This window comes from Pseudoroseicyclus tamaricis (assembly GCF_012070395.1).
Classification (GTDB): Bacteria; Pseudomonadota; Alphaproteobacteria; order Rhodobacterales; family Rhodobacteraceae; genus Pseudoroseicyclus_A; species Pseudoroseicyclus_A tamaricis.
This window is the reverse complement of sequence record NZ_JAAFYS010000003.1, coordinates 689,600-713,482: the sequence shown is the minus strand read 5'-3', so window position 1 is coordinate 713,482 and position 23,883 is coordinate 689,600. Positions and strand designations below refer to the sequence as shown.

At 68.5% G+C, this 23,883-nt stretch carries 25 protein-coding genes; 14 read left to right on the top strand and 11 right to left on the bottom strand.

The features are described 5' to 3' along the window. Nucleotides 1–6 precede the first annotated feature (6 nt). Nucleotides 7–1,377, top strand: a complete 1,371-nt coding sequence (locus GY170_RS15355) for a hypothetical protein (protein WP_163895177.1) — start codon at nt 7–9, stop codon at nt 1,375–1,377. Between the two features lie 33 nt (nt 1,378–1,410). Here the strand turns inward: GY170_RS15355 and GY170_RS15350 are convergent, their stop codons facing one another. Then, the gene (locus GY170_RS15350) at nt 1,411–2,289 is read right to left on the bottom strand and encodes a 3-hydroxybutyryl-CoA dehydrogenase (RefSeq protein ID WP_163895175.1); all 879 of its coding nucleotides are present in this window, start codon (nt 2,287–2,289) and stop codon (nt 1,411–1,413) included. A gap of 126 nt (nt 2,290–2,415) precedes the next feature. On the opposite strand from GY170_RS15350, the gene GY170_RS15345 reads away from it, so the two are divergent. After that, entirely contained in the window at nt 2,416–3,285 is an 870-nt protein-coding gene (locus GY170_RS15345; RefSeq protein WP_235937854.1) for a DUF6473 family protein, read from the top strand. 74 nt (nt 3,286–3,359) lie between these two features. Here the strand turns inward: GY170_RS15345 and GY170_RS15340 are convergent, their stop codons facing one another. From GY170_RS15340 to GY170_RS15325, 4 genes are all read right to left on the bottom strand, one after another. Beyond that, on the bottom strand, nt 3,360–4,283 hold the full coding sequence (locus GY170_RS15340; RefSeq protein ID WP_163895171.1) for an electron transfer flavoprotein subunit alpha/FixB family protein: 924 nt from the start codon (nt 4,281–4,283) through the stop codon (nt 3,360–3,362). Then, on the bottom strand, nt 4,283–5,041 hold the full coding sequence (locus GY170_RS15335) for an electron transfer flavoprotein subunit beta/FixA family protein (RefSeq protein WP_163895169.1): 759 nt from the start codon (nt 5,039–5,041) through the stop codon (nt 4,283–4,285). The genes GY170_RS15340 and GY170_RS15335 overlap by 1 nt, the downstream gene beginning before the upstream one ends. Nucleotides 5,042–5,548: 507 nt before the next feature. Next, nucleotides 5,549–6,538, bottom strand: coding sequence for an NAD(P)H-quinone oxidoreductase (locus GY170_RS15330; RefSeq protein ID WP_163895167.1), 990 nt, complete (start codon nt 6,536–6,538; stop codon nt 5,549–5,551). 8 nt (nt 6,539–6,546) lie between these two features. Further along, on the bottom strand, nt 6,547–7,203 hold the full coding sequence (locus tag GY170_RS15325) for a COQ9 family protein (protein ID WP_163895165.1): 657 nt from the start codon (nt 7,201–7,203) through the stop codon (nt 6,547–6,549). A gap of 208 nt (nt 7,204–7,411) precedes the next feature. Here GY170_RS15325 and rpsU point away from each other — a divergent pair, with 208 nt between their 5' ends. Next, on the top strand, nt 7,412–7,618 hold the full coding sequence (gene rpsU / locus GY170_RS15320) for a 30S ribosomal protein S21 (protein WP_163895163.1): 207 nt from the start codon (nt 7,412–7,414) through the stop codon (nt 7,616–7,618). 280 nt (nt 7,619–7,898) lie between these two features. Here rpsU and recO read toward each other — a convergent pair whose 3' ends face one another. Then, the gene (gene recO / locus GY170_RS15315) at nt 7,899–8,612 is read right to left on the bottom strand and encodes a DNA repair protein RecO (protein WP_163895161.1); all 714 of its coding nucleotides are present in this window, start codon (nt 8,610–8,612) and stop codon (nt 7,899–7,901) included. Nucleotides 8,613–8,806: 194 nt separating this feature from the next. Here recO and GY170_RS15310 point away from each other — a divergent pair, with 194 nt between their 5' ends. Continuing rightward, nucleotides 8,807–9,289: a Pr6Pr family membrane protein gene (locus tag GY170_RS15310; protein ID WP_163895159.1), complete on the top strand. Its 483-nt coding sequence runs from the start codon at nt 8,807–8,809 to the stop codon at nt 9,287–9,289. A 328-nt stretch (nt 9,290–9,617) separates the two neighbouring features. Here GY170_RS15310 and GY170_RS15305 read toward each other — a convergent pair whose 3' ends face one another. From GY170_RS15305 to GY170_RS15295, 3 genes are all read right to left on the bottom strand, one after another. Beyond that, nucleotides 9,618–9,950, bottom strand: a complete 333-nt coding sequence (locus GY170_RS15305) for a DUF1491 family protein (protein ID WP_163895157.1) — start codon at nt 9,948–9,950, stop codon at nt 9,618–9,620. Then, nucleotides 9,950–10,855 (bottom strand): GTPase Era, encoded by a 906-nt coding sequence (gene era / locus GY170_RS15300; RefSeq protein WP_163895155.1) that lies wholly within the window; start codon nt 10,853–10,855, stop codon nt 9,950–9,952. Before era ends, GY170_RS15305 begins: the two co-directional genes overlap by 1 nt. Before the next feature lie 253 nt (nt 10,856–11,108). Further along, nucleotides 11,109–11,666: a TlpA family protein disulfide reductase gene (locus GY170_RS15295; RefSeq protein ID WP_235924179.1), complete on the bottom strand. Its 558-nt coding sequence runs from the start codon at nt 11,664–11,666 to the stop codon at nt 11,109–11,111. Here GY170_RS15295 and argH point away from each other — a divergent pair. The 3 genes from argH (at nt 11,665) to GY170_RS15280 (ending at nt 15,392) form a co-directional block, all read left to right on the top strand. After that, a complete protein-coding gene (gene argH / locus GY170_RS15290; protein WP_163895151.1) occupies nt 11,665–13,053 on the top strand; it encodes an argininosuccinate lyase in 1,389 nt (462 codons plus the stop codon). The two genes, GY170_RS15295 and argH, sit on opposite strands and share 2 nt — an antisense overlap. Before the next feature lie 636 nt (nt 13,054–13,689). Beyond that, nucleotides 13,690–14,634, top strand: a complete 945-nt coding sequence (locus GY170_RS15285; RefSeq protein WP_163895150.1) for an ABC transporter ATP-binding protein — start codon at nt 13,690–13,692, stop codon at nt 14,632–14,634. Further along, nucleotides 14,631–15,392 (top strand): ABC transporter permease, encoded by a 762-nt coding sequence (locus tag GY170_RS15280; protein WP_163895148.1) that lies wholly within the window; start codon nt 14,631–14,633, stop codon nt 15,390–15,392. Before GY170_RS15285 ends, GY170_RS15280 begins: the two co-directional genes overlap by 4 nt. 20 nt (nt 15,393–15,412) lie before the next feature. Here the strand turns inward: GY170_RS15280 and GY170_RS15275 are convergent, their stop codons facing one another. Beyond that, entirely contained in the window at nt 15,413–16,405 is a 993-nt protein-coding gene (locus GY170_RS15275) for a P1 family peptidase (protein ID WP_163895146.1), read from the bottom strand. A gap of 147 nt (nt 16,406–16,552) precedes the next feature. Here GY170_RS15275 and GY170_RS15270 point away from each other — a divergent pair, with 147 nt between their 5' ends. Then, nucleotides 16,553–17,389 carry a L,D-transpeptidase gene (locus GY170_RS15270; RefSeq protein ID WP_163895144.1) on the top strand — a complete coding sequence of 279 codons (837 nt, stop codon included), beginning with the start codon at nt 16,553–16,555 and terminating at the stop codon, nt 17,387–17,389. A gap of 202 nt (nt 17,390–17,591) precedes the next feature. Here GY170_RS15270 and GY170_RS15265 read toward each other — a convergent pair whose 3' ends face one another. Next, nucleotides 17,592–18,374 (bottom strand): ZIP family metal transporter, encoded by a 783-nt coding sequence (locus GY170_RS15265; RefSeq protein ID WP_163895142.1) that lies wholly within the window; start codon nt 18,372–18,374, stop codon nt 17,592–17,594. A gap of 171 nt (nt 18,375–18,545) precedes the next feature. Between GY170_RS15265 and GY170_RS15260 the strand changes: the two genes are divergently transcribed. The 6 genes from GY170_RS15260 (at nt 18,546) to GY170_RS15235 (ending at nt 23,882) form a co-directional block, all read left to right on the top strand. Next, nucleotides 18,546–19,625 carry a coiled-coil domain-containing protein gene (locus GY170_RS15260; protein ID WP_163895140.1) on the top strand — a complete coding sequence of 360 codons (1,080 nt, stop codon included), beginning with the start codon at nt 18,546–18,548 and terminating at the stop codon, nt 19,623–19,625. 83 nt (nt 19,626–19,708) lie between these two features. Beyond that, nucleotides 19,709–19,933, top strand: a complete 225-nt coding sequence (locus GY170_RS15255; RefSeq protein ID WP_167803323.1) for a hypothetical protein — start codon at nt 19,709–19,711, stop codon at nt 19,931–19,933. Then, a complete protein-coding gene (locus GY170_RS15250; RefSeq protein WP_163895137.1) occupies nt 19,930–21,042 on the top strand; it encodes a hypothetical protein in 1,113 nt (370 codons plus the stop codon). The genes GY170_RS15255 and GY170_RS15250 overlap by 4 nt, the downstream gene beginning before the upstream one ends. A gap of 9 nt (nt 21,043–21,051) precedes the next feature. Further along, on the top strand, nt 21,052–22,986 hold the full coding sequence (locus GY170_RS15245) for an AAA family ATPase (RefSeq protein ID WP_163895135.1): 1,935 nt from the start codon (nt 21,052–21,054) through the stop codon (nt 22,984–22,986). Continuing rightward, complete coding sequence (locus GY170_RS15240; RefSeq protein WP_163895133.1) at nt 22,979–23,311, top strand: hypothetical protein; 333 nt, start codon at nt 22,979–22,981, stop codon at nt 23,309–23,311. Before GY170_RS15245 ends, GY170_RS15240 begins: the two co-directional genes overlap by 8 nt. Nucleotides 23,312–23,456: 145 nt before the next feature. Continuing rightward, nucleotides 23,457–23,882: a hypothetical protein gene (locus GY170_RS15235; protein ID WP_163895131.1), complete on the top strand. Its 426-nt coding sequence runs from the start codon at nt 23,457–23,459 to the stop codon at nt 23,880–23,882. The last annotated feature ends 1 nt before the right edge of the window (nt 23,883 follow it).

Sequence of the window (23,883 nt, the reverse complement as noted above, 5' to 3'; positions counted from 1 at the left end):
GCGGCGATGAAGGACGATCAGAGCAACCCGTTCCGCTTCGTCGGCCGCGCCGGCCTCGGCAAGCCCGATGCGACGCTGGCCCACGCCATGTGCTGGTTCGAGGGCAGGTTCTACCTCGGCACCACGACGCCCAAGTGCAACGGCCCCGAAGACCGCGCCCGCATCATGACCCACGACCCCGAGACGGGGGAGTGGGAGGTGCTCTTCGAATCGCCCCTGCTGGAGTCGACGGAGGAGTGCCGCGCCCGCGTCGCCGCCCGCTCCGGCGAGATGGGCAAGCGCATGGCGCCGCCGGAAGCCATCGCCCGCGAGTTCGGCGTGCGCTCCATGGCCGTCTTCCAGGGCAAGGGCGATCCCAAGCCCTGCCTCTACGCCGGGGTCATGTCCGTCTGGGGCGGGCTGGTGCTGCGCAGCGAGGATGGCAGGACCTTCGAGCCGGTGACGGAGCATGGGATCGACAACGATACCTACCTCTCCTTCCGCGGGCTGACGCCCTTCGAGGGCAAGCTCTTCACCTCGCCCGCCGGCACCACCAGCCGCGACTATGCCGACCTCAACTACGTGCCCAACTCGCTCGTCTACGTCTCCGCCGACCCGGCGGGGAAGGAGTGGCAACTGGCCAGTACGGAGGGCTTCGGCGACGAGACCAACTCCGCCGTCTTCTCCCTCTGCGCCGCGCATGGCTGGCTCTATGCCGGCACGGCGAACGAGAAGACCGGCTTCCAGCTCTACCGCACGAAGGCGGAGGGCAAGGCGCCTTACCAATGGGAGAAGGTGCTCGACCGGGGCGCGTGGCGCTACCACTTCAACCTCTCCACCTCCGCCATGGCGGAGTTCGGCGGCGACCTCTACGTCGGTTCCGGCATCTCCGGCCTCGGCTATGATCGGGAGTTCGACATCGGCCCCTGCGCCGGCGAGCTGATGCGGGTGCATGAGGACGGCACGTGGCACCTGATCTTCGGAGAGCCGCGCATCACTCCGGACGGGCTGAAGATCCCCCTCTCCGGCTACGGGCCGGGGATGAACGATCCCTACAATTCCGTTGTCTGGGCGATGGCGGAGCATGAGGGCCGGCTCTACTTCGGCACCCACATTTGGGAGCCCTTCGACTACGCCATCAACGGCGGCGGGGAATCGCTGCGCGGCGGCTACCAGCTGTGGTCGAGCGCCGATGGAGAGGAGTGGCGAAAGGAGATCGACGAGGGCTTCGGCTCTGTCACCTCCACCGGGCTCCGGACGCTGCAATCGACGCCGAACGGCCTCTACGTCGGCACCTGCGTCCACACCAAGCTGATCGCCTTCCAGGCCAAGCGCCATTCCGGCATCCAGGACATCAACCACCCCTCCTGCGGGTTCGACGTCCTGCTCGGCCACTGAGCCTCCTGCACTTAGGGCAGCCGGTCTTCGCGCTCAGCGCGAGGGAACCGGCTCCTCGCCCCGGTAATCGTAGAAGCCGCGCTTGGACTTGCGGCCGAGCCAGCCGGCCTCGACGTACTTCACGAGGAGCGGGCAGGGGCGGTACTTGGTGTCCGCCAGCCCGTCATGCAGGACGTTCATGATGGCGAGGCAGGTATCGAGCCCGATGAAATCGGCCAACTCCAGCGGCCCCATGGGATGGTTGGCGCCGAGCTTCATCGAGGTATCGATGCTGCGCACAGAGCCGACGCCCTCGTAGAGCGCGTAGACCGCCTCGTTGATCATGGGGATCAGGATGCGGTTGACGATGAAGGCCGGGTAATCCTCTGCCGTCGCCGCCGTCTTGCCGAGCGATTCCACCACCTCGAGACAGCTCTGGAACGTCTCCTCATCCGTGGCGATGCCGCGGATCAGCTCGACGAGCTGCATCACCGGCACCGGGTTCATGAAGTGGAACCCCATGAACTTCTCCGGCCGGTCCGTGCCGGCGGCGAGTCGGGTGATGGAGATGGAGGAGGTGTTGGAGGTGAGGATCGTCCCCTCCGCGAGGTGGGGCAGCAGCTCTTCGAAGATCGCCTGCTTGACCTTCTCCTTCTCCGTCGCGGCCTCGATGATGAGATCGCGGGGGCCGAGATCGGCGAGCGTCAGCGTGCTGCCGATGCGGCCGAGCGCCTCCGCCTTGCCGTCTTCGGTGATGGTGCCCTTAACCACCTGCCGGTCGAGATTCCGCGTGATCGTGGCGCGGGCCTTCTCCAGCATGTCCTCGCTTATGTCGTTGAGAATGACGTCATATCCGGCCAGCGCGAAGACATGCGCGATGCCGTTTCCCATCTGCCCGGCGCCGACGATGCCGACGGTCTTAATACTGCCCATATTAACCCTCATGTTCCGATTCCGAGGATAGGCCCGCTCGCCCGGAGGCATCAAGGACAGCGGGGATTCTGGATAGAATTCTCCGCTTAGCCTTTTGAGAAGCTTTCATGGCGATTTTTATCGCCGGTGAGTGAAGAACTGGTGGGTGCCATGCGACATGACGCGCTAGAGGAGCGAAGTCTGAATTACACGCCGTGCCGATATGGCACGTCGAAGATCTTCTTTCGCGGACCCCAGCGATCCCTCGACGGCCGCTACGTGACCTTCGTCGGCGGCACGGAGACCTACGGCAAGTTCATCAAGGAACCGTTCGCCCAACTGGTGGAGCGGCAGGTGGGGATGCCGACCGTCAACTTCGGCTGCGCCAATGCCTCCATCGGCGCCTTCCTTGCCGAGCCGACGGTGGTGGATGCCTGCCGCGGCGCCCATGCCAACGTGGTGCAGATCATGGGGGCGCAGAACCTCTCCAACCGGTTCTATAGCGTCCATCCGCGCCGCAATGACCGCTTCCTCAAGCCCTCCACGGTGCTGGAGGCGATCTACCCGGAGGTGGATTTCGCCGATTTCTGCTTCACCCGCCACATGCTCATCGCCCTACACGAGCTCTCCGCCGAGCGGTTCGAGATCGTGCGCGGCGAGCTGCAGCAGGCCTGGGTGAGCCGGATGACGACCTTCCTGCGCGAGATCGGCCCGCATACCTCGCTGCTGTGGTTCTCCGATTACCCGCCCTCCGACAGGCACTGGTCGGAGCGGCCCGAGGGGCTGCAGGCGGAGCCGCTGTTCATCACCCGCCGCATGATCGATTCGCTGCGCCCGCTGGTGCGCTCGGTCATCGTCGTGCAGCCTTCCGAGGGCGCCCGCGCCGAGGGGACGCGCGGCATGTACTTCGCGCCGCAGGATGCCGGCGCCGCCCAGGGCCTGCCCGGCCCGCAGGCGCACCGCGAGGCGGCGGACGCGATTTCCGAGACGCTGCACGCGCTCGCTCCGGCGGAGTAGGCCGTAGGCAGAAACAGGAAACGGCCGGCGCCTTGGGGGCGCCGGCCGTTTTTTCGTTCGCCCCGGGATGAAGCTCAGAGCTTCTCGATCAGCTCCGGCACGGCGGTGAAGAGGTCGGCCACGAGGCCGTAGTCGGCGACCTGGAAGATCGGGGCCTCTTCGTCCTTGTTGATGGCGACGATGATCTTGCTGTCCTTCATCCCCGCGAGGTGCTGGATCGCACCGGAGATGCCGACGGCGAGGTAGAGGTCGGGCGCGACTACCTTGCCGGTCTGCCCCACCTGCCAGTCGTTCGGCGCAAAGCCCGAGTCGACGGCGGCACGGCTGGCACCGACGGCGGCGCCGAGCTTGTCGGCAAGCTTCTCGATCAGCTCGAAGTCTTCCTCCGAGCCTACGCCCCGCCCGCCGGAGACGACGATGCCGGCGGAGGTCAGCTCCGGGCGGTCGCTGGCGGCGACTTTGTCTTCCACCCACTCCGAGAGGGCGGAGGCGGCGGGGGCGGCGACATCCTCGATCGGCGCCTCGCCGGAGCCGGCGGCAGCATCGAAGTTGGAGGTGCGGATGGTGAAGACCTTCTTCGCGTCGGACGACTTCACCGTCTGCAGGGCGTTGCCCGCGTAGATCGGCCGCTCGAACGTGTCGGCATCGACGACTTTGGAGACATCGGAGATGACCATCACGTCCAGCAGCGCCGCGGCGCGGGGCATGATGTTCTTGGCATCCGTCGTGTCCGGGGCAGCGATGTGGTCGTAGTCACCCGCCAGCGAGACGATGAGGTCCGCCGTGGTCTCGGCGAGCCGGTGGCCGAGGCCCTCGTCTTCCGCGACCAGCACCTTGGCGACGCCAAGCGTGGCGGCCTGGCCAGCGGCCTCGCGCGCGGAGGCGCCGGCGCAGAGCAGGTGGATGTCACCCAGCGAGGTGACGGCGGAGACGGCCTTGGCCGTCGCGTCCATGTTCAGGGCGCCATCGGTGATTTCTGCCAGAAGAAGAACGGCCATCAGATCGCCCCCCGCTCTTTGAGTTTCGACACCAGCTCGTCGACCGAGCCGACCATCTCCCCCGCCTGCCGCGTTGGCGGCTCGGAGGTGGAGACGATGGAGAGCCGCGGGGTGACGTCGACGCCGTAGTCGGCGGGCGTCTTCTCTTCCATCGGCTTCTTCTTCGCCTTCATGATGTTCGGCAGCGAGGCGTAGCGCGGCTCGTTGAGGCGCAAATCGGTGGTGACGATGGCGGGCAGCTTGACCTTGATCGTCTGCAGGCCGCCGTCGACCTCGCGCGTGACGGTGGCGCTGTCGCCGTCCACGTCGAGCTTGTTGGCGAAGGTCGCCTGCGCCCAGCCGGTGAGCGCGGCGAGCATCTGGCCCGTGGCGTTCATGTCGTTGTCGATCGCCTGCTTGCCGGCGATGACGAGGCCGGGCTCTTCGGCATCGACGATCCCCTTGAGGATCTTCGCGACGGCGAGCGGCTCGATATCGGTGTGGACGTCATCGGCGGCGACGACGAGGATCGCGCGGTCGGCGCCCATGGCGAGGGCGGTGCGCAGCGTTTCCTGCGCCTGCTTGACGCCGATGGAGACGGCGATGACCTCGTCGGCCTTGCCAGCTTCCTTGAGGCGGATGGCCTCTTCGACGGCGATCTCGTCGAAGGGATTCATCGACATCTTGACGTTGGCGAGATCGACCCCGCTGCCGTCCGCCTTCACGCGGACCTTCACGTTGTAGTCGATGACCCGTTTGACGGGCACGAGAACCTTCATAAGCGGCCTCCCGGCGGTCTTTTTTCCAAATCGCGCCATGGGTAGCGCGGGGGCGGGGGCGATTGAAGCGCAAAACCGACGCTGGGGAGGTCGGGGACGCCACGTTTGCAGGCGAGGCGCCTCGTGGCGGGGCCGGACCCCGGGTGCGCCTCCCGCCCACCCACCCCGGCGCGCCCGGGGTCCGGGGCTCTTCGGGGGGACGGGGGTCTGCTGGCTGGTGTGGGAGGGGGGCTGTCTGCCCCCCGCCGGCTGCGCCGGCCCCCCCGAGGAGTATTTCGGGAAAAGCGAGGGGGCGAGGCGGATCCGTGGTCTGGCGATGAGCGGGGCCGGGCGCCGGCTTGGGGGGCGGCGCCCGGCGGGTGTTACTTCTTCTTGTCCGTCTTGGTGCTGGCCGGCTTGGGCTTGCCCGGCTTGTCGTCCTTCTTGGCCATCTGGCCCTCCATTGCTGACGTGAAAGAATCATCAGCACGGCGCCCGTGAGTCGCGAGATCACATCGTTGTGTCGGCCTATGTCGCGGTAGCTTCCCCGCCGATCTCCAGCACGATCTTGCCGATGTGGTCGCCGCCCTCCATCCGCGCGTGGGCGGCGGAAGCCTCGGCCAGCGGGAAGGTCTCGTCCATCACCGGGCCGATGCGGCCCGCGGCGAGGAGGGGCCAGGCGTGGGTGCGCAGCTCCGCCGCGATCACGGCCTTCGCGGCGACGCTTTGCGGGCGGAGGGTCGAGCCGGTGATCGTCTGCCGCTTGAGCATCATCGGGGCGAAGTTCACCTCCGCCACCGGGCCCTGCAGGAAGGCGATCTGCACGAGGCGGCCCTCGACGGCGAGGGCTTTCAGGTTGCGGGGAATGTAGTCGCCGCCGACCATGTCGAGGATGACATCGGCGCCGCCTTCGGCCGCCAGCACCTCCACGAAATCCTCCTCGCGGTAGTTGATGGCGCGCTCGGCGCCGAGGCGGGTGCAGGCGGCGCATTTCTCCGCCGAGCCGGCGGTGGCGAAGACACGGGCGCCGAAAGCGTGGGCGAGCTGGATGGCGGTGGTGCCGATGCCGGAGGAGCCGCCGTGGACGAGCAAGCGCTCGCCGCCCTTGAGGCCGGCGCGCATGAAGAGGTTGGACCAGACAGTGAAGTAGGTCTCCGGCAGACAGGCGGCCTGCTTGAGAGAGAGGCCCTCCGGCACCGGCAGGCAATGGGAGGCGGCGGTGATGGCGGTCTCGGCATAGGCGCCGCCGGGAAAGAGCGCGCAGACCTTGTCGCCGACCTTGGGCCAGGCGACGCCGGGGCCCACCGCCTCCACGATGCCGGCGCCTTCGAGGCCTGGCAGGTCGGAGGCACCGGGCGGCGGGGCGTAATTGCCGGCGCGCTGCAGGCAGTCGGGCCGATTGACGCCGGCATAGGCGAGGCGGAGGCGCACCTCACCCGCCCCGGGCTCCGGCACGTCCCGCTCCGCGAGGGTGAGGACGTCGGGTCCGCCGGGGCGGGAGATCTCGATGACCTTCATGGCGCGCCTCAGGACGGCATGTCCCAGCGACCGGGCAGGCCGCTGGAGGATTTGGGGGCGCGGATGCCCTCGAACAGGCGGAAGCCGGGGGCGAAGAGGGGGTTCTTGCGCAGCCGCGCCTTCGTCTCCTCGAAGCGCATCACCTCGGCGATGCGCCGCTCGATGAAGCCGCGCGACTTCTCCTGCCCCTCACTCTGGTCGCCCAGCCAGTAGAGCATCGAGGAGGAGTAGACGGCCGAGAGGATCGCCCGCTTGGAGTACCAGTTGCCATCGGTGGAGGTATCGCCGAGCACGCGCCAGATCGTGTCCGACGTCTCCCAGATCAGGCGGGAGCCGAGCGGGGCGTTCTGCGGCAGCGAGAAGAGTGCGGCGGAGCGGCGCAGCACCTCGGTGTCGCCGGCGAGGCGGAGCCGCTCCTCGACCGCGCGGGCAACCTTCTCGGAGTAGCGGAGCCCGTCCAGCTTGCCCATCAGGGTCTCTGCGAGGGCGGCGTCGCCCCGGCGGTGATGCGCTGCGGCGAGGGAGACGGGCCCGCGGGGGGCGTAGGCGCGCGCCTCGGCCGGGGTGAGGCCGGCATCGCGGGCGGCGGCGCGGAAGCTCTCCTCCGACCAGCCGTCGAAGGGGACATGGGTGAGCATGGCGGAGAGCAGGGCATCTTGGGACATGGGCGTCCTCCGGGAGGGTTTGCCTTGGGGTCGGCCTTTGGATTCGGGCGCATCCTGCGCCGGGCGGGGCAAAAGCTCAACGCGCCGGTGCCCTATGGGGTTGCGGAAGGTCCGGGAGGAGCGAGGGTGGACAGCTTGGGGAGAGGGCCCTATATGGAGCGCTCCTGCAAGTTTCCGACACTCTAGCAAGAAAGGTGGTGACACCCACATGCAGGTTTCCGTCCGCGACAACAACGTCGATCAGGCGCTCCGCGCCCTGAAGAAGAAGCTCCAGCGCGAAGGCGTCTTCCGCGAGATGAAGCTCCGGCAGCATTTCGAGAAGCCCTCCGAGAAGAAGGCCCGCGAACGCGCCGAGGCGATCCGCCGCCAGCGCAAGCTCGCCCGCAAGAAGCTGCAGCGCGAAGGTCTGCTCTAAACGCACCTTCCCTTCCGGCAACGGTTTGAGTTGACGACCCCCGTGGCGATGGCCTCGGGGGTTTGTCGTTTTCGGGGGCTGTGTTCAGGGGGGGCTGGCGGAGGATCGCCGGCACGCCTCCCGCCCGCCCACCCCAGCGCGCCGGCGATCCTCCGGGCGGGGCCGGCGGCGGGATGGGTGGAGGGGGCAGGACCGGGGGGCTGTCTGCCCCCCGGAGCCCCCCGAGAGGTACTTAGCAAAAGGGCGAGAGGCAGGGAGCGGCGCTGAGAGGCGTGGAGAGTCAGGCGGAGGCGCGGATGGCGTCGACGAGGCGGGCGCGGGCCGGGGGGAGGGCATGGTCGGTGCTGGCGAGGAGGCGGTGCTCGATGAACCAGCCGGTGGTGCCGAGGGCGCGGGCGATCTCGTCCGGCCCGCCATTGCCGAGGCCAAGGAGGATCGGCGGCAGCTCGAGAAGACGCGGCGCCCACTCCCCTGCGCCGGCTGCGCTGACGGCACGGCCGGAGGTGGGGGAGACGTAGGCGAGACCCTCCGTGGCGCCGGTGACGGCGCAGGAGGAGAGGTCGAGGCCGAAGCCCATGTCGTCGAGGAGCGCCCGCTCCCATTGCAGGTAGGCCAGCGGGAAGAGCGGGTCACCCGCCATGGCGATGAGCGCGAGGCTCTGCTGGAAGAGGCCGGGATGCGGGTCCCGCTCCGGCAGGGTCAGCGAGAGCAGGGCGCAGGTGGCGCTGACGCCGGCGAGGGCGAGGCGGGAGGAGAGGGCGGGGGAGCTGCCCCGCGGCTCGAAGGTGAAGGAGCCGAGATGTTCCGGCAGGCGGGCGCGCCAGGTGAGGTCGAGGAGGTTGCCGGGCTGCAGGTGCGGGCGCGCCTTGCGGGAGATGCCGCCGCGCACCAGCCCGGCATGGCGGCCGTGGGCAGCGCTCATCACCTCGATCAGCGCCGCCGTCTCGCCATGCGGGCGGGCCGACAGTACGAAGCCTTCATCTCGCCATTCCATGGCACGTATCATCCGCCCGGTTGCGCCCGCCGTCCAGCGGCGACAAGGATGGCCGGCATGACCATTCCCGCCCGCGTCGCCGCCGCCCTCGTCGCCCTGCTCTGCTGCGTCACCATCGGGGCGGACTTTGCCGTCGGTCGGGGACAGGGACGCTGGCGGAGGCGGTCATCGCGAGGGCGCATTACTACTCCGACATGACGAACTGGCTGGTGACGGCGAGCTTCCTCTGGATGGCGGCGACGGGGTGCGGGCTGGGGAGGCTCTGGCCCGCCGGGCTGGTGCTCTGGACGGCGATCCTCGGGCTGGTCTTCTTCACGCTGCTCGGGGGAGGGGCGGCGACCGAGGGGATCGGCTGGTGGATCGCCAGAGGTCACCACGCGGTGATACCCGTGGCGGTGGCGCTCTGGTGGCTGGGCTTCGCGCCAAAGACGGGGCTGGCGTGGCGGGCGGCGCTGGTGTGGCTGGGCTGGCCGGCGCTCTACGTGGCGATCGCGATGGTCTGGGGCTTCGCGAGCGGGTTCTGGCCCTACGGTTTCATCAACGCGCCGGAGCTGGGCTGGGCCGGATCGATCAGGAACATCGTGGTGTTCTTCGTGGCGTTCTGGCTGGGAGGGTTGGTGCTGGTGGCGCTGGCGAAGGGGCTGGGCCGATGGGAGAGGGACGGGGCGGTGGGGTGAAACTCCACCCTGCGACGGAAGGCGCGGCGGCTGGTGCTGTTTCCCCGCCCGGTGCGCGCCAAAGGCGCAGGGCGAGCGCCGGCCCGTCCCGCGGGCTGGCGCTCCGGTGAGGTTTGCGCGGCGGTCGGGGCGGGGAGGTGGTTGCGCCATAAAGCGCTGCCGCGGAAACGTGGGTGCGCCATCCCAGGGGCGGGCGCTCGCCCTGCGCCTGCAACCTTTGCACCCGGTTGAGAGGGGGTGGTGGGTTGGAAACCCACCCTACAGGGAGGGGCAACTCGAGGAGGCGGCGGGGGTGAACCCCGCCCTACGGGGGCCGGTTGGCCGTCGCCTAAGCCAGCCCGTCTTCCTCCAGCAGCGTCCGGCCCTGACGGTCCTCGATCTCGATGACCCAGAGGTCAGGGTCCATACCGCGCTGGCGGCGGGCGCTGTCGTCGACCTCCGGCTCGGGGCCCTCGGCGAGGCGGGTCCAGTGGCGGCCGTCCGTCTCGTAATCCCAGCTGCGCTGGTAGAGCACCGCCTGCCCGTCCATCGTCGCCAGCTTCACCAGCACGGCCCCGGCGGTGTCGTCGCCCCGCGCCGTGACGTAGGCGGGGATGCCCGCCAGCTCCAGCCGCTTGCGGTAGGCGGAGACCCAGAGGCCGGTGGCGAGCCGGCCCTCCATCAGGCGCCGTCCTTGAAATCCAGCCCCATCTCGGAATAGCGCTCGCTCTCTTCGAGCCAGTTCGGGCGCACCTTCACCTGCAGGAAGAGGTGAACCTTGCGGCCGAGGAACTCGATCAGCTCCTCCCGCGCGGCCTTGGAGACGGCCTTGATCGTCTCGCCCTTGTGGCCGAGGACGATGCCCTTGTGGCCGTCACGGGCGACGTAGACGATCTGCTCGATGCGGGCCGTGCCGTCCTCGCGCTCCTCCCAGCTCTCCGTCTCCACCGTCAGCTCGTAGGGGAGCTCCTGATGGAGGCGGAGGGTGAGCTTCTCGCGCGTCATCTCGGCGGCGATCATGCGCATGGGCAGGTCGGCGATCTGGTCCTCCGGGTAGAGCCACGGGCTCTCGGGGATCTGGGTGGACAGCCACTCCTTGAGATCCTCGGTGCCATGCCCGCGCTCGGCAGAGATGAGGAAGGTCCGCTCGAAGGGATATCGGCCGTTCATCTTCTCGGTCAGGCCGAGGAGCACCTCGGCCTTCACCCGGTCGATCTTGTTGATGGCGAGGGCGACGGGGCGGCCGCCGGCGACCTCCTCCAGCTTCGCGAGGATCGCCTCGACACCCTCGGTGAGGCCGCGATGCGCCTCGATCAAGAGAACGACCACATCGGCATCGCCGGCCCCGCCCCAGGCGGCGGCGACCATGGCGCGGTCGAGCCGGCGGCGGGGGCGGAAGAGGCCGGGCGTGTCGACGAAGACGATCTGGCTCTCGCCGTGCATCGCCACGCCGCGGATGCGGGCGCGGGTCGTCTGCACCTTATGGGTGACGATGGAGACCTTGGCGCCGACCATGCGGTTGAGCAGCGTCGACTTGCCCGCATTGGGCTCGCCGATCAGGGCGACGAATCCGGCGCGGGTGGACATGGGCGGGCTCTCTCTGGAACGGGATGTGAGGGCATAGCCGACCGGGCGGCTCTTGTGAAGGGGAGGGGGCCTTCTCCCACGCAGCAGCCCACGAGCCGGCGCTCGCCCGGCGCCTGAGGCGCGCTTACAGGCAGGGCGCGCTTGGCGCCGGGTGAAAGGTGAGTGGTACAGAAGGTGGGCGGCCGCCGGGCGGCGATTTCCATATGGAAATCGCGGGCGGAAACCATATGGTTTCCGCTGCCTGGCGGCGCCGTCAGCCCTCCATCACCGACGCTATCAGCGCCTGCGCCTCGGGAGAGTTCCAGTCCGCCCCGCCGATCAGGCGGCCGACCTCCCGGCCCTTGGCGTCGACGAGGATGGTGATCGGCAGGCCAAGCACCGCCATGTCCCGGGCGAGCTGCTGCTGCGGGTCCAGCGCGACAGGCAGGCCCTCCACACCGATCTCCTCGAAGAAGCCCTCGATGGCTGGCTGCGGGTTGCGGCCGGTGGCGATGGTGAGCACCGTGAAGTCCTCGCCTCCCATCTCCTCCTGCAGGGCCGCCAGCGTCGGCATCTCCTCCCGGCAGGGGGCGCACCAGGTGGCCCAGAAGTTCACCAGCACGACCTGCCCCTCGTAGTCCGACAGCGTCTCCTCCGCCCCGTCCGGGCCGGTGAAGGCGACATCGGAGACCGCCCGCTCCTCGGCCACGAACTTGCGCATGTCGCCCGTGAGCAGGTCCTCCGTCACCTCGGCCGCTGCCGGAATTGCGGCGAGAGCGGGCGCGAGGTAACAGGCGGCGATCAGAGCGGTGCGCCAGGGAGAGAGAGACATGTCGAAAACCTCCAACGCCATGTGGGGCGGGCGCTTCGCCGCCGGGCCCGATGCGATCATGGAGGCGATCAACGCCTCGATCTCCTTCGACCGGCGTCTCTACGCCGAGGATATCGAGGGTTCCCGCGCCCATGCGGCGATGCTCGCCAAGGCCGGCATCGTCTCGGATAAAGATGCCGAGGCGATCCGGGAAGGCCTGCTCACGATCAAGTCAGAGATCGAGGCGGGGGAGTTCGAATATTCGACCGCGCTGGAAGACATCCACATGAATGTCGAAGCGCGCCTGAAGGCGCTGATCGGCGAGGCCGCCGGGCGCCTCCACACGGGGCGCAGCCGCAACGATCAGGTGGCGCTCGACTTCCGCCTCTGGACGCGCGGCCAATGCGACGCGGCGATCGAGGCGCTCACCAAGCTGATCCGCGCATTGGTGGCGCGGGCCGAGGAATGCGCCGACGCGGTGATGCCGGGCTTCACCCATCTGCAGGTGGCCCAGCCGGTGACCTTCGGCCATCACCTGATGGCCTATGTCGAGATGTTCGGGCGCGACCTCTCGCGCTTCGCCGATGCCCGCACTCGGATGAACGAAAGCCCGCTCGGCGCCGCCGCACTCGCCGGCTCGTCCTTCCCGCTCGACCGCGACATGACGGCCAAGGCGCTCGGCTTCGACCGGCCGATGGCGAACTCGATGGATGCCGTGGCCGACCGCGACTTCGCGCTGGAATACCTCGGCGCCGCGAGCATCTGCGCGATGCATCTCAGCCGGCTGGCCGAAGAGATGGTCATCTGGTCGACCGCCCAGTTCCGCTTCGTGGCGATGGGCGATGCGTGGTCCACCGGCTCCTCCATCATGCCGCAGAAGCGCAACCCCGATGCAGCGGAGCTGATCCGCGGCAAGATCGGGCGCATCCTCGGCGCGCAGGTGGCGCTGTTCACGGTGATGAAGGGCCTGCCGATGACCTACGGAAAGGACATGCAGGAGGACAAGGAGCAGGTCTTCGACGCCGCCGACAACCTCCTTCTGTCGCTCGCCGCGATGGAAGGCATGGTGGCGACGATGGTGCCCAACCGCGAGTCGATGCGGGCCAGCGCCGCCCTCGGCTTCTCCACCGCGACCGACCTCGCCGACTGGCTGGTGCGCGAGCTGGGGCTGCCCTTCCGCGAGGCGCACCATGTGACGGGCGCGCTGGTGGCGAAGGCCGAGGACAAGGGCTGCGACCTGCCGGACCTGACCTTGGAGGAGATGCGGGAGGCGCACGAGGGGATCACCGAGGGGGTGTTCAGCGTGCTCGGCGTGGAGAACTCGGTGGCGAGCCGGAGGGTCTATGGCGGGACGGCACCGGAGCAGGTTCGGGCGCAGGTGAAGCGGTGGAAGGATCGGCTGGGCTGAGGGACCGGTGGGCGCCGGGAAGGTGGGTTGAAAACCCACCCTACGGGGCCGCGTAGCGTGGTTTTGTAACCCACCGCCCCCGCCGGCCAATGGACGCCACGCCGCCCACCGGACCGCTCTCCACGGGGAGCCTCGGTTGCACGTCGGCCCGTGGGGTGGCGCTGCAACGTTGGTGCGGAGCTCTTCATGCCCGCCAAGCCCCTCCTCGCTCCGAGCAAGGCACCCAGCCCAACCAGAGCGCCAGCCCGCGGGGACGGGCCGGCGCTCGCGCGGCGGCCTGCGGCCTTGAGTCCGCGCGGGGAGACGAGCGGCGGCGTAGTCCCCGGAGCGCTCCACCTCGCACCATCTCGGCTACCACCTCACTCCACCCCCTCGGCAATCGCCCCCTCCCGCGCTATCCTCCGCCCGGGCGGCCGGGTGCCGCGGAGGATCGATGTCATGCGCCATGCTCTCCTCGCGGGGCTGCTGCTCCTGCTCTCTGCCTGCGGGGCGGACGGGCCTCCGGTGCCTCCGGAGCGCCCGCAAATCGGGCAGGCGCCCTTGGCCTCGCCGCCGCTCACCCCTATGTGAGGCGCCGACAGCACCCGCGCGGGCCTCCCGCCGGTGCTACAATCCGGTAACGAGGGAGGCAGCCCCATGGCGGCCATGATCGAGGTCGAGAACCTCCGAAAGACCTATGACGGCGGGTTCGAGGCGCTGAAGGGCGTCTCGCTCTCCATCGAAGAGGGGGAGATTCTCGCCCTGCTCGGGCCGAACGGCGCCGGCAAGACGACCCTGATCTCCACCATCTGCGGCATCACCGAACCCACCTCCGGCACCATCCGCGTCGGCGGCTTCGATGCCGCGACGAACCCCAAGGCGGCGCGCCGGCAGATCGGCATCGTCCCGCAGGAGGTCAACATCGACATGTACGCGAAGGTCTGGGACTCCCTCGCCTTCACGCGTGGCCTCTGGGGCAAGCCCCGCGACGACGCGCATATCGAGAAGGTGCTCCGCCAGCTCTCGCTCTGGGACAAGAAGGACGGCAACGTCATGTCCCTCTCCGGCGGCATGAAGCGGCGGGTGCTGATCGGCAAGGCGCTCTCCCACGAGCCGAACGTGCTGTTCCTCGACGAGCCGACGGCGGGTGTCGACGTCGAGCTGCGCAAGGGCATGTGGGAGGTGGTCGAAGAGCTGCGCCAGGCCGGCACCACCATCATCCTGACGACCCACTACCTCGAGGAGGCGGAGGCGATGGCCGACCGCATCGCCGTCATCACCGGCGGCGAGATCCGGCTGGTGGAGCGCAAGGACACCCTGATGCGCCGCATGGGCCACAAGACGCTCACCATCGAGCTGGCCGAATCCATCGGTACCCTGCCGCCGGTGCTCGCCGAGAAGGGCGTGGTGATGGAGGGGCCGCAGACGCTCTCCTACAGCTACGACAGCGCCTCGGGGAACACTGGCATCACCCGCCTGCTCACCGCGATCCGCGACGAGGGGCTGAAGCTGGCGGACCTCTCGACGAAGCAGTCGAGCCTCGAGGAAATCTTCGTCGGGCTCGTCCACGAAGACGACAAGGAAAAGGAGGCGGCCGAATGAACGGACACGCCGTCGCCACCATCTACAAGCGCGAGATGCAGCGCTTCCGCCGCACCATCGTGCAATCGCTGGTCGCCCCCGTCATCTCCACCTCGCTCTACTTCGTCGTCTTCGGCGCCGCCATCGGCAGCCGCATCGACCAGGTGGAGGGGGTGAGCTACGGCGCCTACATCGTGCCCGGCCTCATCATGCTGACGGTGATGATGCAGGGCACCACCAACTCCGCCATCGCCATCTACTTTCCCAAGTACATGGGCGCGATCTACGAGATGCTGGCGGCGCCGGTGAACTTCTTCGAGGTGACGCTGGGGCTTGTCGGCGCGGCGATGACCAAGGCGCTCATCATCGGCACGATCATCCTCGGCACCTCGTTCTTCTTCGTGGAGATATCGATCCTGCACCCCTTCGCGATGGTCGGGTTCCTGCTGCTCACCTGTCTGAGCTTCGCGCTCCTCGGCTTCATCATCGGCATCTGGGCGAACAGCTTCGAGCAGCTCAACCTCGTGCCGCAGCTGATCCTGACGCCGCTGATCTTCCTTGGCGGCTCGTTCTACTCCGCCTCGATGCTGCCGCCGTTCTGGCAGGGGCTGATCCACCTCAACCCGGTATTCTACCTGATCTCCGGCTTCCGGTGGAGCTTCTTCGGCCAGTCGGACGTCGCCGTGGGCACCTCGCTCTTCGCCATCGCGATCTTCACGGCGGTCTGTCTCGGCGTCATCGCCTGGATCTTCCGCACCGGCTGGCGCCTGCGCGCCTGAGGCAAGAGGCAGGGCGGGGGCTACCGGCCCCCGCCCGCCGCGCCGAACCGCTCCTGCCAGCTCGGCTGGGCGGCGCCGGGGGCGGCATGGAAGACGGCGCGGGCGATGGCCCGGGCGAGGCAGGTGGCGGCCGCGTGGCCGACCTGCATGAGGCCGACGGGGTCGACCTCGCGATCCCCGGCGCTGACGGCGAAGACGAGGTCTCCGTCGAAGGGCGTGTGGGCGGGGACGATGGCCCGGGCGATGCCGTCATGGGCGGCGATGGCGAGGCGCTGGCAGCCGGCCTTGTCGAGCCTGGCATCCGTCGCGACGATGGCGATCGTGGTGTTCTCGCCGGGGGAGACCTTCGTCGGCCCCGGCCCCGTCGGGTAGTCCCGCGCCGCGCCACGCCCTCCGAACTCTTCCCCCTGCTCCCACGGCGCCGCCCAGAAATGGCCGCCACCGGGCACCAGCGGCGAGCCGACCGGGTTCACCGCCACCAGCGCCCCGACCGTCACGCCGCCGGCAAGGACGGCGGAGGCGGAGCCGAGGCCGCCGCGCACGTCCGCCGTCGTCGCGCCGAAGCCGGCGCCGACGGAGCCGAGGTCGAAATCCTCTGCCGCCGCGTCATAGGCGGCGGCGCCGAGGGCGGGGTAGGGGCTCTCCGCCCAGTCCTTCCGCCCGCCGTTCATCAGGTCGAAGAGGATGGCGCCGGGGACGATGGGCACCGTCACCCCGCCGAAATCCATCCCCCTCCCCGCCGCGCGCAGCCGCGCCGCGACACCGTCGCAGGCGGCGAGGCCGAAGGCGCTGCCGCCGGAGAGCACCAGCGCATCCACCCCGCCGACCAGCTTGTCGGGGGCCAGAAGCTCGGTGTCGCGCGTGCCGGGAGCGCCACCCATGACGGCGCAAGAGGCGGTGAAAGGCGCCGCAGCCGTCAGCACGGTGGTGCCGGAGGAGAGGGCGGCATCATGGGCATGGCCGACGCGGAGGCCGGCGATGTCGGTGATGAGATTGCGGGGTCCGGGCTGCATGGGCGCAGGCTAGGCCGGCCCCGCCGCGCTGTCATGCCGTTTCGACCGGGCCCGTTTCGACCGGGGCAATCCGCCGCTTTCGCTATTTGCGGAGACGGCGCTAGAGGTCTACCGTTAACCCAACTCTTTGTGTTTCAAGGCTGCCACATGTTTCACTCCACCCTCTTCCGGCCGGGCCGCTCGCCCCTTTGGCCGGCCCTGGGCGCCATGGCGCTCCTCTCCGCCTGCGCGCCCGCGCCCCTGTCCAACCCCACGGAGCCTGCCGCTCCGCTGGAGATCATCGGCGGCGTGCCGTCCAACCAGATCGTCGAGGGCTACAGCCTGCTGCAGGACGGGGAATACACCCTGCCGCCGGTGCCCCCGCAGTACCTCGAAGGCGTCAACCGCCGCGCCTACGTGTCCTACCCGGGCGGCGAGGCGCCGGGGACGATCGAGATCGATCCCCACGCCAAGTTCCTCTACTGGGTGATGGAAGGCGGCATGGCCATGCGCTACCCCATCGCCGTGGGGCGCGAGGGCAAGTCTCTCTCCGGCAGCGTCACCATCAACCGCAAGGCCGAATGGCCGGGCTGGACACCGACGGCCAACATGCTGCGCACCGAGCCGCAGCTCTACGAGCCCTACCGCGGCGGCGTGCCGGGCGGCCTGTCGAGTCCGCTGGGCGCGCGGGCGCTCTACCTCTACCGGGGCGGGCGGGACACCTACTACCGCATCCACGGCACCAACGATCTGACGAGCATCGGCAACTCCGGCTCCGCCGGTTGCATCCGCATGTTCAACCACGACGTCATCGACCTCTTCGAGCGGGTGCCCAATGGCACACGCGTGGTGATCCGCAGCTACAGCGATTCCATCGCCATCGAGGGCGCGCCCCTCGCCAACCGGGGGGTCGAGCTGCCGCCGGTCTACATCCCGCCGGAGGAGCTGCTGCACACCAACGACCAGGGGCCGAGCATGGCGAGCTACGACGTCTCCGGGGGCTGACGGCGCCCGCATGGCGGGTGGCGGATCGGGGGGCTGTCCGCCCCCGGACCCCTCCGAGGATTATCGGAACCAAAGACTTGGGGCGCGGGGGTTAGAGGCCGGCGCCCCTTCTGCTTGCCGCCGGCCATCGCGGGGGTGCCCGGCCTGCCTGTCTATCCGGTCTTCACGCGCGAGGATCTCGAGCGCTAGGCGCTGCCGGCTTCTAGGACAGCTCCGTCAGCAGGAAGGCGGCGGCGAAGCCGAGCGTGGCGGCCAGCGCCACCCATGGCCCGCCGGTCTTGAACGCCTCGGGGAACATTGTGTCGGCCAGCATCGCGAGGATGCCGCCCGCCGCCAGCGCGAGGATGAAGCCCTGCGCCGCCGGCGAGAGGCCGGAGAGCAGCGCGTAACCGAGGACGCAGGAGCCGGTGCAGGCGAGGGCCACGAGGCTCCACGCGATGATGATGTAGGCGGTGGAGCGCCCCTCCTTCTGCATCCCCACGGTAGAGGCGATGGCGCCCGGCAGGTTGGAGAGGAAGACGGCGCCGAGGAGCACGTAGCCAAGGCCCGGCCCCGTCTCCGCCGCCAGCCCGATGCCGATCGCGGCGTTCTCCGGCACCCCGTCGAGCACCGTGCCCACCAGCACCGCCATGCCGGAGATGGTGGCCTGCTCCTGCGTCTCGGGAATGTCCTGCGCCCCCTCCTTCACGTCGTCCTCGTCGCGGCCCTCGCGGCGGGGGCTCTTCTCCGCCGCCCGCTCCAGCGCCTGGTCGATGGCGATGTAGACGAGGCTGCCGGTCATCAGGCCCGCCACGGCCCAGCCGATGTAGCCCTGCTCCACCGCCTCGGACATCAGCTCCGACGTCAGCGCCACGACGAGCACGCCGGCCCCGAAGGCGATGATCCCCGCCAGCACGCGCCGCGGGATCGGCAGGATCAGCCCGATGGCGACACCGATGGGGAAGGCGGAGGAGGCGATGAGCCCCATGATGAGGGCGGTCTGCATGGCACGTCTCCCGGGCTGCGGCGGCGGTCCCCCGGCCAGATAGAGCCGCCCCGGGGCCCGGCCAGCGAGGGGGGAATTTCGCCGCCCGCCCCTCAATTCAGCCTATGACCCTTTGCAAGCCCGGGTATCATCGCCCAGATATTCACCAAACCAGTCACGCGAGGACATCCGATGGCCGATTTCGACGCCCAGATCCGCCAGAGCCAGGCCCAGGTGGCCGAGAGCCAGGCCAAGATCTCCGAGCTGACCGGCCGGATCGAGACGGCCCGCCAGAAGATGGCCGAGGGCACAGACGCCTCGATCGACATCGAGAACGCCTCGCTGGAAGACGTTCATGCCCATACCGAGGTGATGAACGCCAATATCGCCGAGCTCATCATGGGGCTCGATGACGTCACCGCTGCCTTCTCGAAGGATTTCGACGAGATGCGCAACAAGACGGGCTGGGAAAGCTTCGTCGGCGTCTTCTCGCGCCACAAGGCGGAATCGCTGCGGCAGGAGCGGATGCGCACCGCCAGCATCGACGACAAGCTGCAGGATCTCATCGCCAAGTCCGACGTCATCGTGAAGTTGCTCGAAGGCCAGCTCACCATGCTCAATGAGCAGAAGGCGCGGGTGGAGAAGAACCTCACCGGCACTCTGGAAGAGCGCGAGCAGACCGTCGCCACGCTCGAAGCCGTGCGAGCCGAGGTGGCGGGGATGGACCCGGACATCATCGCGCTGGAGAACAAGATCGCCGTCGAGCAGGACGCCGCCGCCCGCACCCGGCTGGAAAGCGAACTCGCCGAGCTCAACAAGCGCCACAACGAGCTGGTGCAGCAGGAGCAGGTGCAACTCGCGAAAAGCCAGACGCTCGAGCGCTATATCGAGAAGGGCAAGACCTGGGTCGATTCGCTGCAGAACCAGGCGGCGACGCAGATGGTGCTGATCAACAAGCTGCAGACGGACACCAAGCAGCGTGTCGTGCTCTACGATGCCCTCTCCTCCTCGCTGAAGACGGCGCAGCAGCAGGATGTCGCGCACCGCATCAACGAGATCGGCGTGAAGACGGATCAAGAGGCGCAGACGGCCATGGCCGCCATCGGGGCTGCGACCAACAACAAGATGGCCGACATGCTGGAAAAGCACGAGGACCACATGGTCTTCGCCCGGCAGGTGCTGGAGCAGAAGGCCAAGGCCGACGAGCGCTTCATCCGCCGCTTCAACAAGATCGTCGAGAAACACGACAAGAACCTCTACGGGGCCGAATGATCCGCCTGCGCTGCTGGCTCTGCGTCGTGGCCGGCCTGGCGCTGGCCTTGGCTGCCCACCAAATCGAGCCCACAACCTGGGCGATGTCTGGCGATGTCACCCTGCAGGGCCGGGTGCTCTCCTTGGCCGCCCTCACGCTGGTGCTCGCCGGAGGCATCCCGCTCTTCCAGCGGGGCCTGTGGCGCCTGATGGACGGCGCCCGAAGCGCGGTGCTGATGGAGAAATGGCAGCGCCGCTGTGATGGCCGGGCCGGCCCGCTGCTCACTCGGCTCTACGGGATCGACCGGAACGGGCAGATCGCCCCATGACCGAAACGCCGCTCGACCATTTCCAGCTGGAAGACACCCGCGTCACCCGCCGCTACTTCGGCAAGTTCGCCGGCATCACCGGCCATCTCGCCCGCGTTGCCGCGCAGATGGAGGCGGAGGGCCGCCTCAGCCGCCGCGAGGTGCAGGCGCTGGCCCGCTACCTCGTCGGGCTTACGCTCACCTTCAAGGCGCTGGGGCTGAAGTACCGCTTCGCCGGCCGCCTGCCCAACGCCGGGAAGCTCACCATCGACCGGGTGGAGAGCGGCTTCCCGGTGCTCGCCGAGCTTCTGGTGCTCGCGAACGATGCCGTGCAGGCGCAGAGCCACCTCGCGCAGACGCCCACCGCCGCCGCGCTGAAAGACGAGATGGTCCGCTTCATCCTCGCCGAGCAAGAGATGCCGACGCGGCTGCAATACACGCTCTCGCAGCGGCTCTATTACGAGGAGCTGGCGAAGGGTGATCTCTTCCTCGCCCGCAACGATCCCGAGGCGATCTGGCTGAAGGGCGAGGAGCGGCGGACCTACCTGATCCGCTGGGCCGTCTATGACGGCGCGGTCAACCTGCCGGTTATCTACCTGATGGAGGTGGAGGATTCGGGCCGCGTAGGCCTGCCAAAGGATGAATGGCGCTGGCCCGAGGTGCAGGCGCATCTGATGGCGCAGGCCGTGGGCGGGCTGAAGCTGCTCACCATCGCCAAGGGCTTCGACGCCGATTTCGCCGATCTGCACCCCAAGCGCCTCCGCCGCTTTCACATCGGCCCGATGTATTCGCACCAGTTCACCGCCCAGTCCGGCCCGATCCGCGAGGTGCTTGAGCGCGCCCATGCCCCCGAGGGCGAGGATTGGGCGCTGGTCTGGACGGAGGAGGAGCTGCTCTCGGAACGGGTCGAGGTCGAGAAGGCCGGCTGGTTCGGCAAGGTCGAGCGCGAGGTCTTCGCCCTCGACCCCTTCGCCGGTGGCGGCCCCGATAGCGGCGCCTCCCGGCAGGAGCGGGCGGTCATCCTGCCCGAGCGCCCCTACCAGAGCCTCGCCGAGCTGAACCCGCCCGGCTTCTCGGGCGTCCGCAAATTTGTCGTCGGCTCCGGCGGGCGCGTGTTGAGCTACCGGTAAGGGGGGGCGATGAGCCAGCAAGGTGACCTGATGGAGCTGCGTGAGGAGGAGATCCGCGCGCATTATCCCGCCGCCCTCGCGCTGCTGGAAGGCTTCGACCACGCGCCCCGCATCGCCAGGGGCGAGGCACCGGCTGCGCCCGAGCGCTCGCCAGGGCTCGGCCAGCGCCGCGCCTTCCGCTCCACCACCCCCGGCCTCGTCACCCGCCGCACCACAGCCGCGCGCGGCGTGGCCCTGCTAGAGCGCATCGAGGCGGCGGGGGAGGATGACGGCCTCCTCTCCCCTCTCAAGGCCAGTGTGCAATCGGCGCTCCGCCGCGCGCTCGCCATCGCCATGGCGCTGGGCGATGCCTATGCCGAGGCCACGCCGCTGGCCGAGCTGAAGCGCGCCAATCTCGAAGGCCGTCTGCCCGAAGCGCGCCGCGCCGAATTCTCCGAACTCCTCGCCGCTGAGGCGCTGCTCACCCTGCACGCCGTCGCCAACGCCGCCGCCTTCCTGCTGGCGGATCATGCGGGCACCGAGGTGGAGATCGCCGAGGTCGAGGAGATCCTCACCGACAACGCCCCCCTCGCGCTGCACGGTGCGCTTTGGGAGCTCGACCGCGCCATCGCCGCCCATGCCAGCGACGAACCCCGTCTCGCCGCCACCGTGATCGCCTTCGCCGAAGCGCTGATGGCCAAGGCCGCCACCCGGGCCGCGAGCGCCGGCCGGCTGGAAAGCTTCGCCACCCGCGCCTTCCGGGTGGAGGCCGACGGGCTGACCCTGCGCGGCTTTCAGCCCGCCTCGCGCGGCAGCTCCACCACTCTCACGATGACCTTCAAGCAGCCGCATGAGGTTGTCGGCAACCACATCGCCAAGGCGCAGGCGCAGCGGCTCGCCAAGATGCTGATGGCCTATGATTTCGAGCGGCGGCTGAACCCGTTTGCCGAACTCGGCGGCTTCATCTTCACCTTCATGGGCGACGGCGCGCCCGGCACTGGCAAGACGACGCTGATCCAGATGATGGCCGGCCTCATCCACGGCTATTGCCAGGCGGCCGGCTACCCGTTCCGCTACCAGAACCTCTCCACCGACAATATCGACAGCTACCAGGGCAAGTCGGGCCAGAACGCCCGCGCCTTCATCGACAATATCCTCGACCCGTCTGTCATCGGCTTCGGCACCATCGACGATATCGACATGCTCGCCGGCAAGCGCGGCGACCGCCAGAGCTCCGCCGGGCAGCTGGAGATCACCTCGGTGCTGATGGACGCCTTCGCCGGCGCCAACACCGTGGTGCGCGGCAATTGCACCTTCGGCATGTTCTCCAACTACCCCGAGAATGTCGACGATGCCCTGCGCCAGCGCGCCGGCGGGCGCTTCCTCGTCGACGGGCCGCAGAGCCGCGAGGATTACATCGACATTCTCGCCCTGCTAATGGGCAAGAACCACCAGATCCCCCTCGGCGACCATCAGCTCTACGCCGCCCAGGCCATCCAGCAGGCCGTCGAGCGCAGCTACGCCAGCCACGCCCGCCCCCACGAGGAGGGGCTGGCGCGGGTCTTCGAGCGGGTGACGCGCGACCACGGCCAGCTCGACACAATCGCCAAGCTCGGCACCTATCTCAAGGGCATCCAGGAGGCCGACAGCCGCTTCACCGGCCGCGCCATCAAGAACATCACGGACGCAATCAAGGTCCGCGCCATGGATTTCGAGCTGCCGGACGAATGGATGGAGGAGCCGGACCTCTTCCTCCGCCAGCCCTACGACACCAAGCGCGCCATGATCGAGGAGCTCCGCCGCCCGATCACGGTGGACATGGTGATCCAGGAGATCAACCGCTACGCCGACAGCGAATTCCGCTACGCCGACAAGTCGGATGAAGAGGCCATCGCCCGCATGGTCCGCGACATGGGCCTGACCGACGAGGCGCGGCGGCGGTATCTGGAGGGCAAGGATGCTTAGCGGCGGCCTCCTCCCCGGGCTGGTGATCGTGGCGCTGGCGGCGCTGATCCCGCGGCCCCTGGGTCGGTGGTTGCCGGAGACGTTCTTCGGCCTCATCCTCAACGGCGTGATCTCGGCGGCACTGCTGACGGTGCTGGCGGCAGGGGTCTTCGCGGTCACCTATGTTTGGTCGGGGACGCAGGTGGGCGCCATGCTCGGCTTCGCCCCGGGCGTCACGCTCGGCCACTTCCTGCGGCTGGGCCTGAGCGCCGGGTTGCTCTGGGCGCCGGTGCTGGTGCTGTCCGTGGCGAGCGTGCCGGGGCGTTGGAAGGAGGGGGTGTGGTGATTGGCGACCCGATAGGTGATAATTTCCGGGCATCATGGAAATGAGACCTAGGAGTGTTTTCGGGAGTGCAGACAGGCATGGGGGGTGGCGAAACCACTATCGCCGCATGAACCGGTGGTATGCGAGGGTAATGGAACGTTCTACAATGGCCTACCTCCCCACAGAAAATGCGGAGCATCACCCCGCTTATGAAGCGGTTGACTTTGCACTGGCCTATTTCATCTGGGCCCACTCGTTAAGAGAGTGGCTCATTGTGGATGGAGGAGTGGAGAAGGCCGAATTAGACGCTTTTCTCGCAAAATTTCCGTGCTGGTTCGTTTGCCGAGATATTGCAAATCGCACGAGGCATCTCGACTTAAAACGTTCGCCCACCGACAAGGATTGGGAGATATCTCGCAGCTATGTGCCATTCTCCGAACAGCTTTCAGAGCATGGAGAATACGAGTGGCTGGTTCATCACAATGATGATCGTTTTATGTTGGCAGAACTGGTTTCGAAGGTTCAAACGATGTGGCAAGCGGGACTCGACCACTTTCATTTTGACCCAGAACCTGCGCGCGGAAAGGTGTAGA

Bases quoted from the DNA above. Each gene is read 5' to 3' on its own strand.
- GY170_RS15355 (WP_163895177.1), top strand. From the start codon at position 7: ATGAAGGACGATCAGAGCAACCCGTTCCGCTTCGTCGGCCGCGCCGGC.
- GY170_RS15350 (WP_163895175.1), bottom strand. From the start codon at position 2,289: ATGGGCAGTATTAAGACCGTCGGCATCGTCGGCGCCGGGCAGATGGGA.
- GY170_RS15340 (WP_163895171.1), bottom strand. From the start codon at position 4,283: ATGGCCGTTCTTCTTCTGGCAGAAATCACCGATGGCGCCCTGAACATG.
- GY170_RS15335 (WP_163895169.1), bottom strand. From the start codon at position 5,041: ATGAAGGTTCTCGTGCCCGTCAAACGGGTCATCGACTACAACGTGAAG.
- GY170_RS15330 (WP_163895167.1), bottom strand. From the start codon at position 6,538: ATGAAGGTCATCGAGATCTCCCGCCCCGGCGGACCCGACGTCCTCACC.
- GY170_RS15325 (WP_163895165.1), bottom strand. From the start codon at position 7,203: ATGTCCCAAGATGCCCTGCTCTCCGCCATGCTCACCCATGTCCCCTTC.
- rpsU (WP_163895163.1), top strand. From the start codon at position 7,412: ATGCAGGTTTCCGTCCGCGACAACAACGTCGATCAGGCGCTCCGCGCC.
- recO (WP_163895161.1), bottom strand. From the start codon at position 8,612: ATGGAATGGCGAGATGAAGGCTTCGTACTGTCGGCCCGCCCGCATGGC.
- GY170_RS15310 (WP_163895159.1), top strand. From the start codon at position 8,807: ATGACGAACTGGCTGGTGACGGCGAGCTTCCTCTGGATGGCGGCGACG.
- GY170_RS15305 (WP_163895157.1), bottom strand. From the start codon at position 9,950: ATGGAGGGCCGGCTCGCCACCGGCCTCTGGGTCTCCGCCTACCGCAAG.
- era (WP_163895155.1), bottom strand. From the start codon at position 10,855: ATGTCCACCCGCGCCGGATTCGTCGCCCTGATCGGCGAGCCCAATGCG.
- argH (WP_163895151.1), top strand. From the start codon at position 11,665: ATGTCGAAAACCTCCAACGCCATGTGGGGCGGGCGCTTCGCCGCCGGG.
- GY170_RS15295 (WP_235924179.1), bottom strand. From the start codon at position 11,666: ATGTCTCTCTCTCCCTGGCGCACCGCTCTGATCGCCGCCTGTTACCTC.
- GY170_RS15285 (WP_163895150.1), top strand. From the start codon at position 13,690: ATGGCGGCCATGATCGAGGTCGAGAACCTCCGAAAGACCTATGACGGC.
- GY170_RS15280 (WP_163895148.1), top strand. From the start codon at position 14,631: ATGAACGGACACGCCGTCGCCACCATCTACAAGCGCGAGATGCAGCGC.
- GY170_RS15275 (WP_163895146.1), bottom strand. From the start codon at position 16,405: ATGCAGCCCGGACCCCGCAATCTCATCACCGACATCGCCGGCCTCCGC.
- GY170_RS15270 (WP_163895144.1), top strand. From the start codon at position 16,553: ATGTTTCACTCCACCCTCTTCCGGCCGGGCCGCTCGCCCCTTTGGCCG.
- GY170_RS15265 (WP_163895142.1), bottom strand. From the start codon at position 18,374: ATGCAGACCGCCCTCATCATGGGGCTCATCGCCTCCTCCGCCTTCCCC.
- GY170_RS15260 (WP_163895140.1), top strand. From the start codon at position 18,546: ATGGCCGATTTCGACGCCCAGATCCGCCAGAGCCAGGCCCAGGTGGCC.
- GY170_RS15255 (WP_167803323.1), top strand. From the start codon at position 19,709: ATGTCTGGCGATGTCACCCTGCAGGGCCGGGTGCTCTCCTTGGCCGCC.
- GY170_RS15250 (WP_163895137.1), top strand. From the start codon at position 19,930: ATGACCGAAACGCCGCTCGACCATTTCCAGCTGGAAGACACCCGCGTC.
- GY170_RS15245 (WP_163895135.1), top strand. From the start codon at position 21,052: ATGAGCCAGCAAGGTGACCTGATGGAGCTGCGTGAGGAGGAGATCCGC.
- GY170_RS15240 (WP_163895133.1), top strand. From the start codon at position 22,979: ATGCTTAGCGGCGGCCTCCTCCCCGGGCTGGTGATCGTGGCGCTGGCG.
- GY170_RS15235 (WP_163895131.1), top strand. From the start codon at position 23,457: ATGGCCTACCTCCCCACAGAAAATGCGGAGCATCACCCCGCTTATGAA.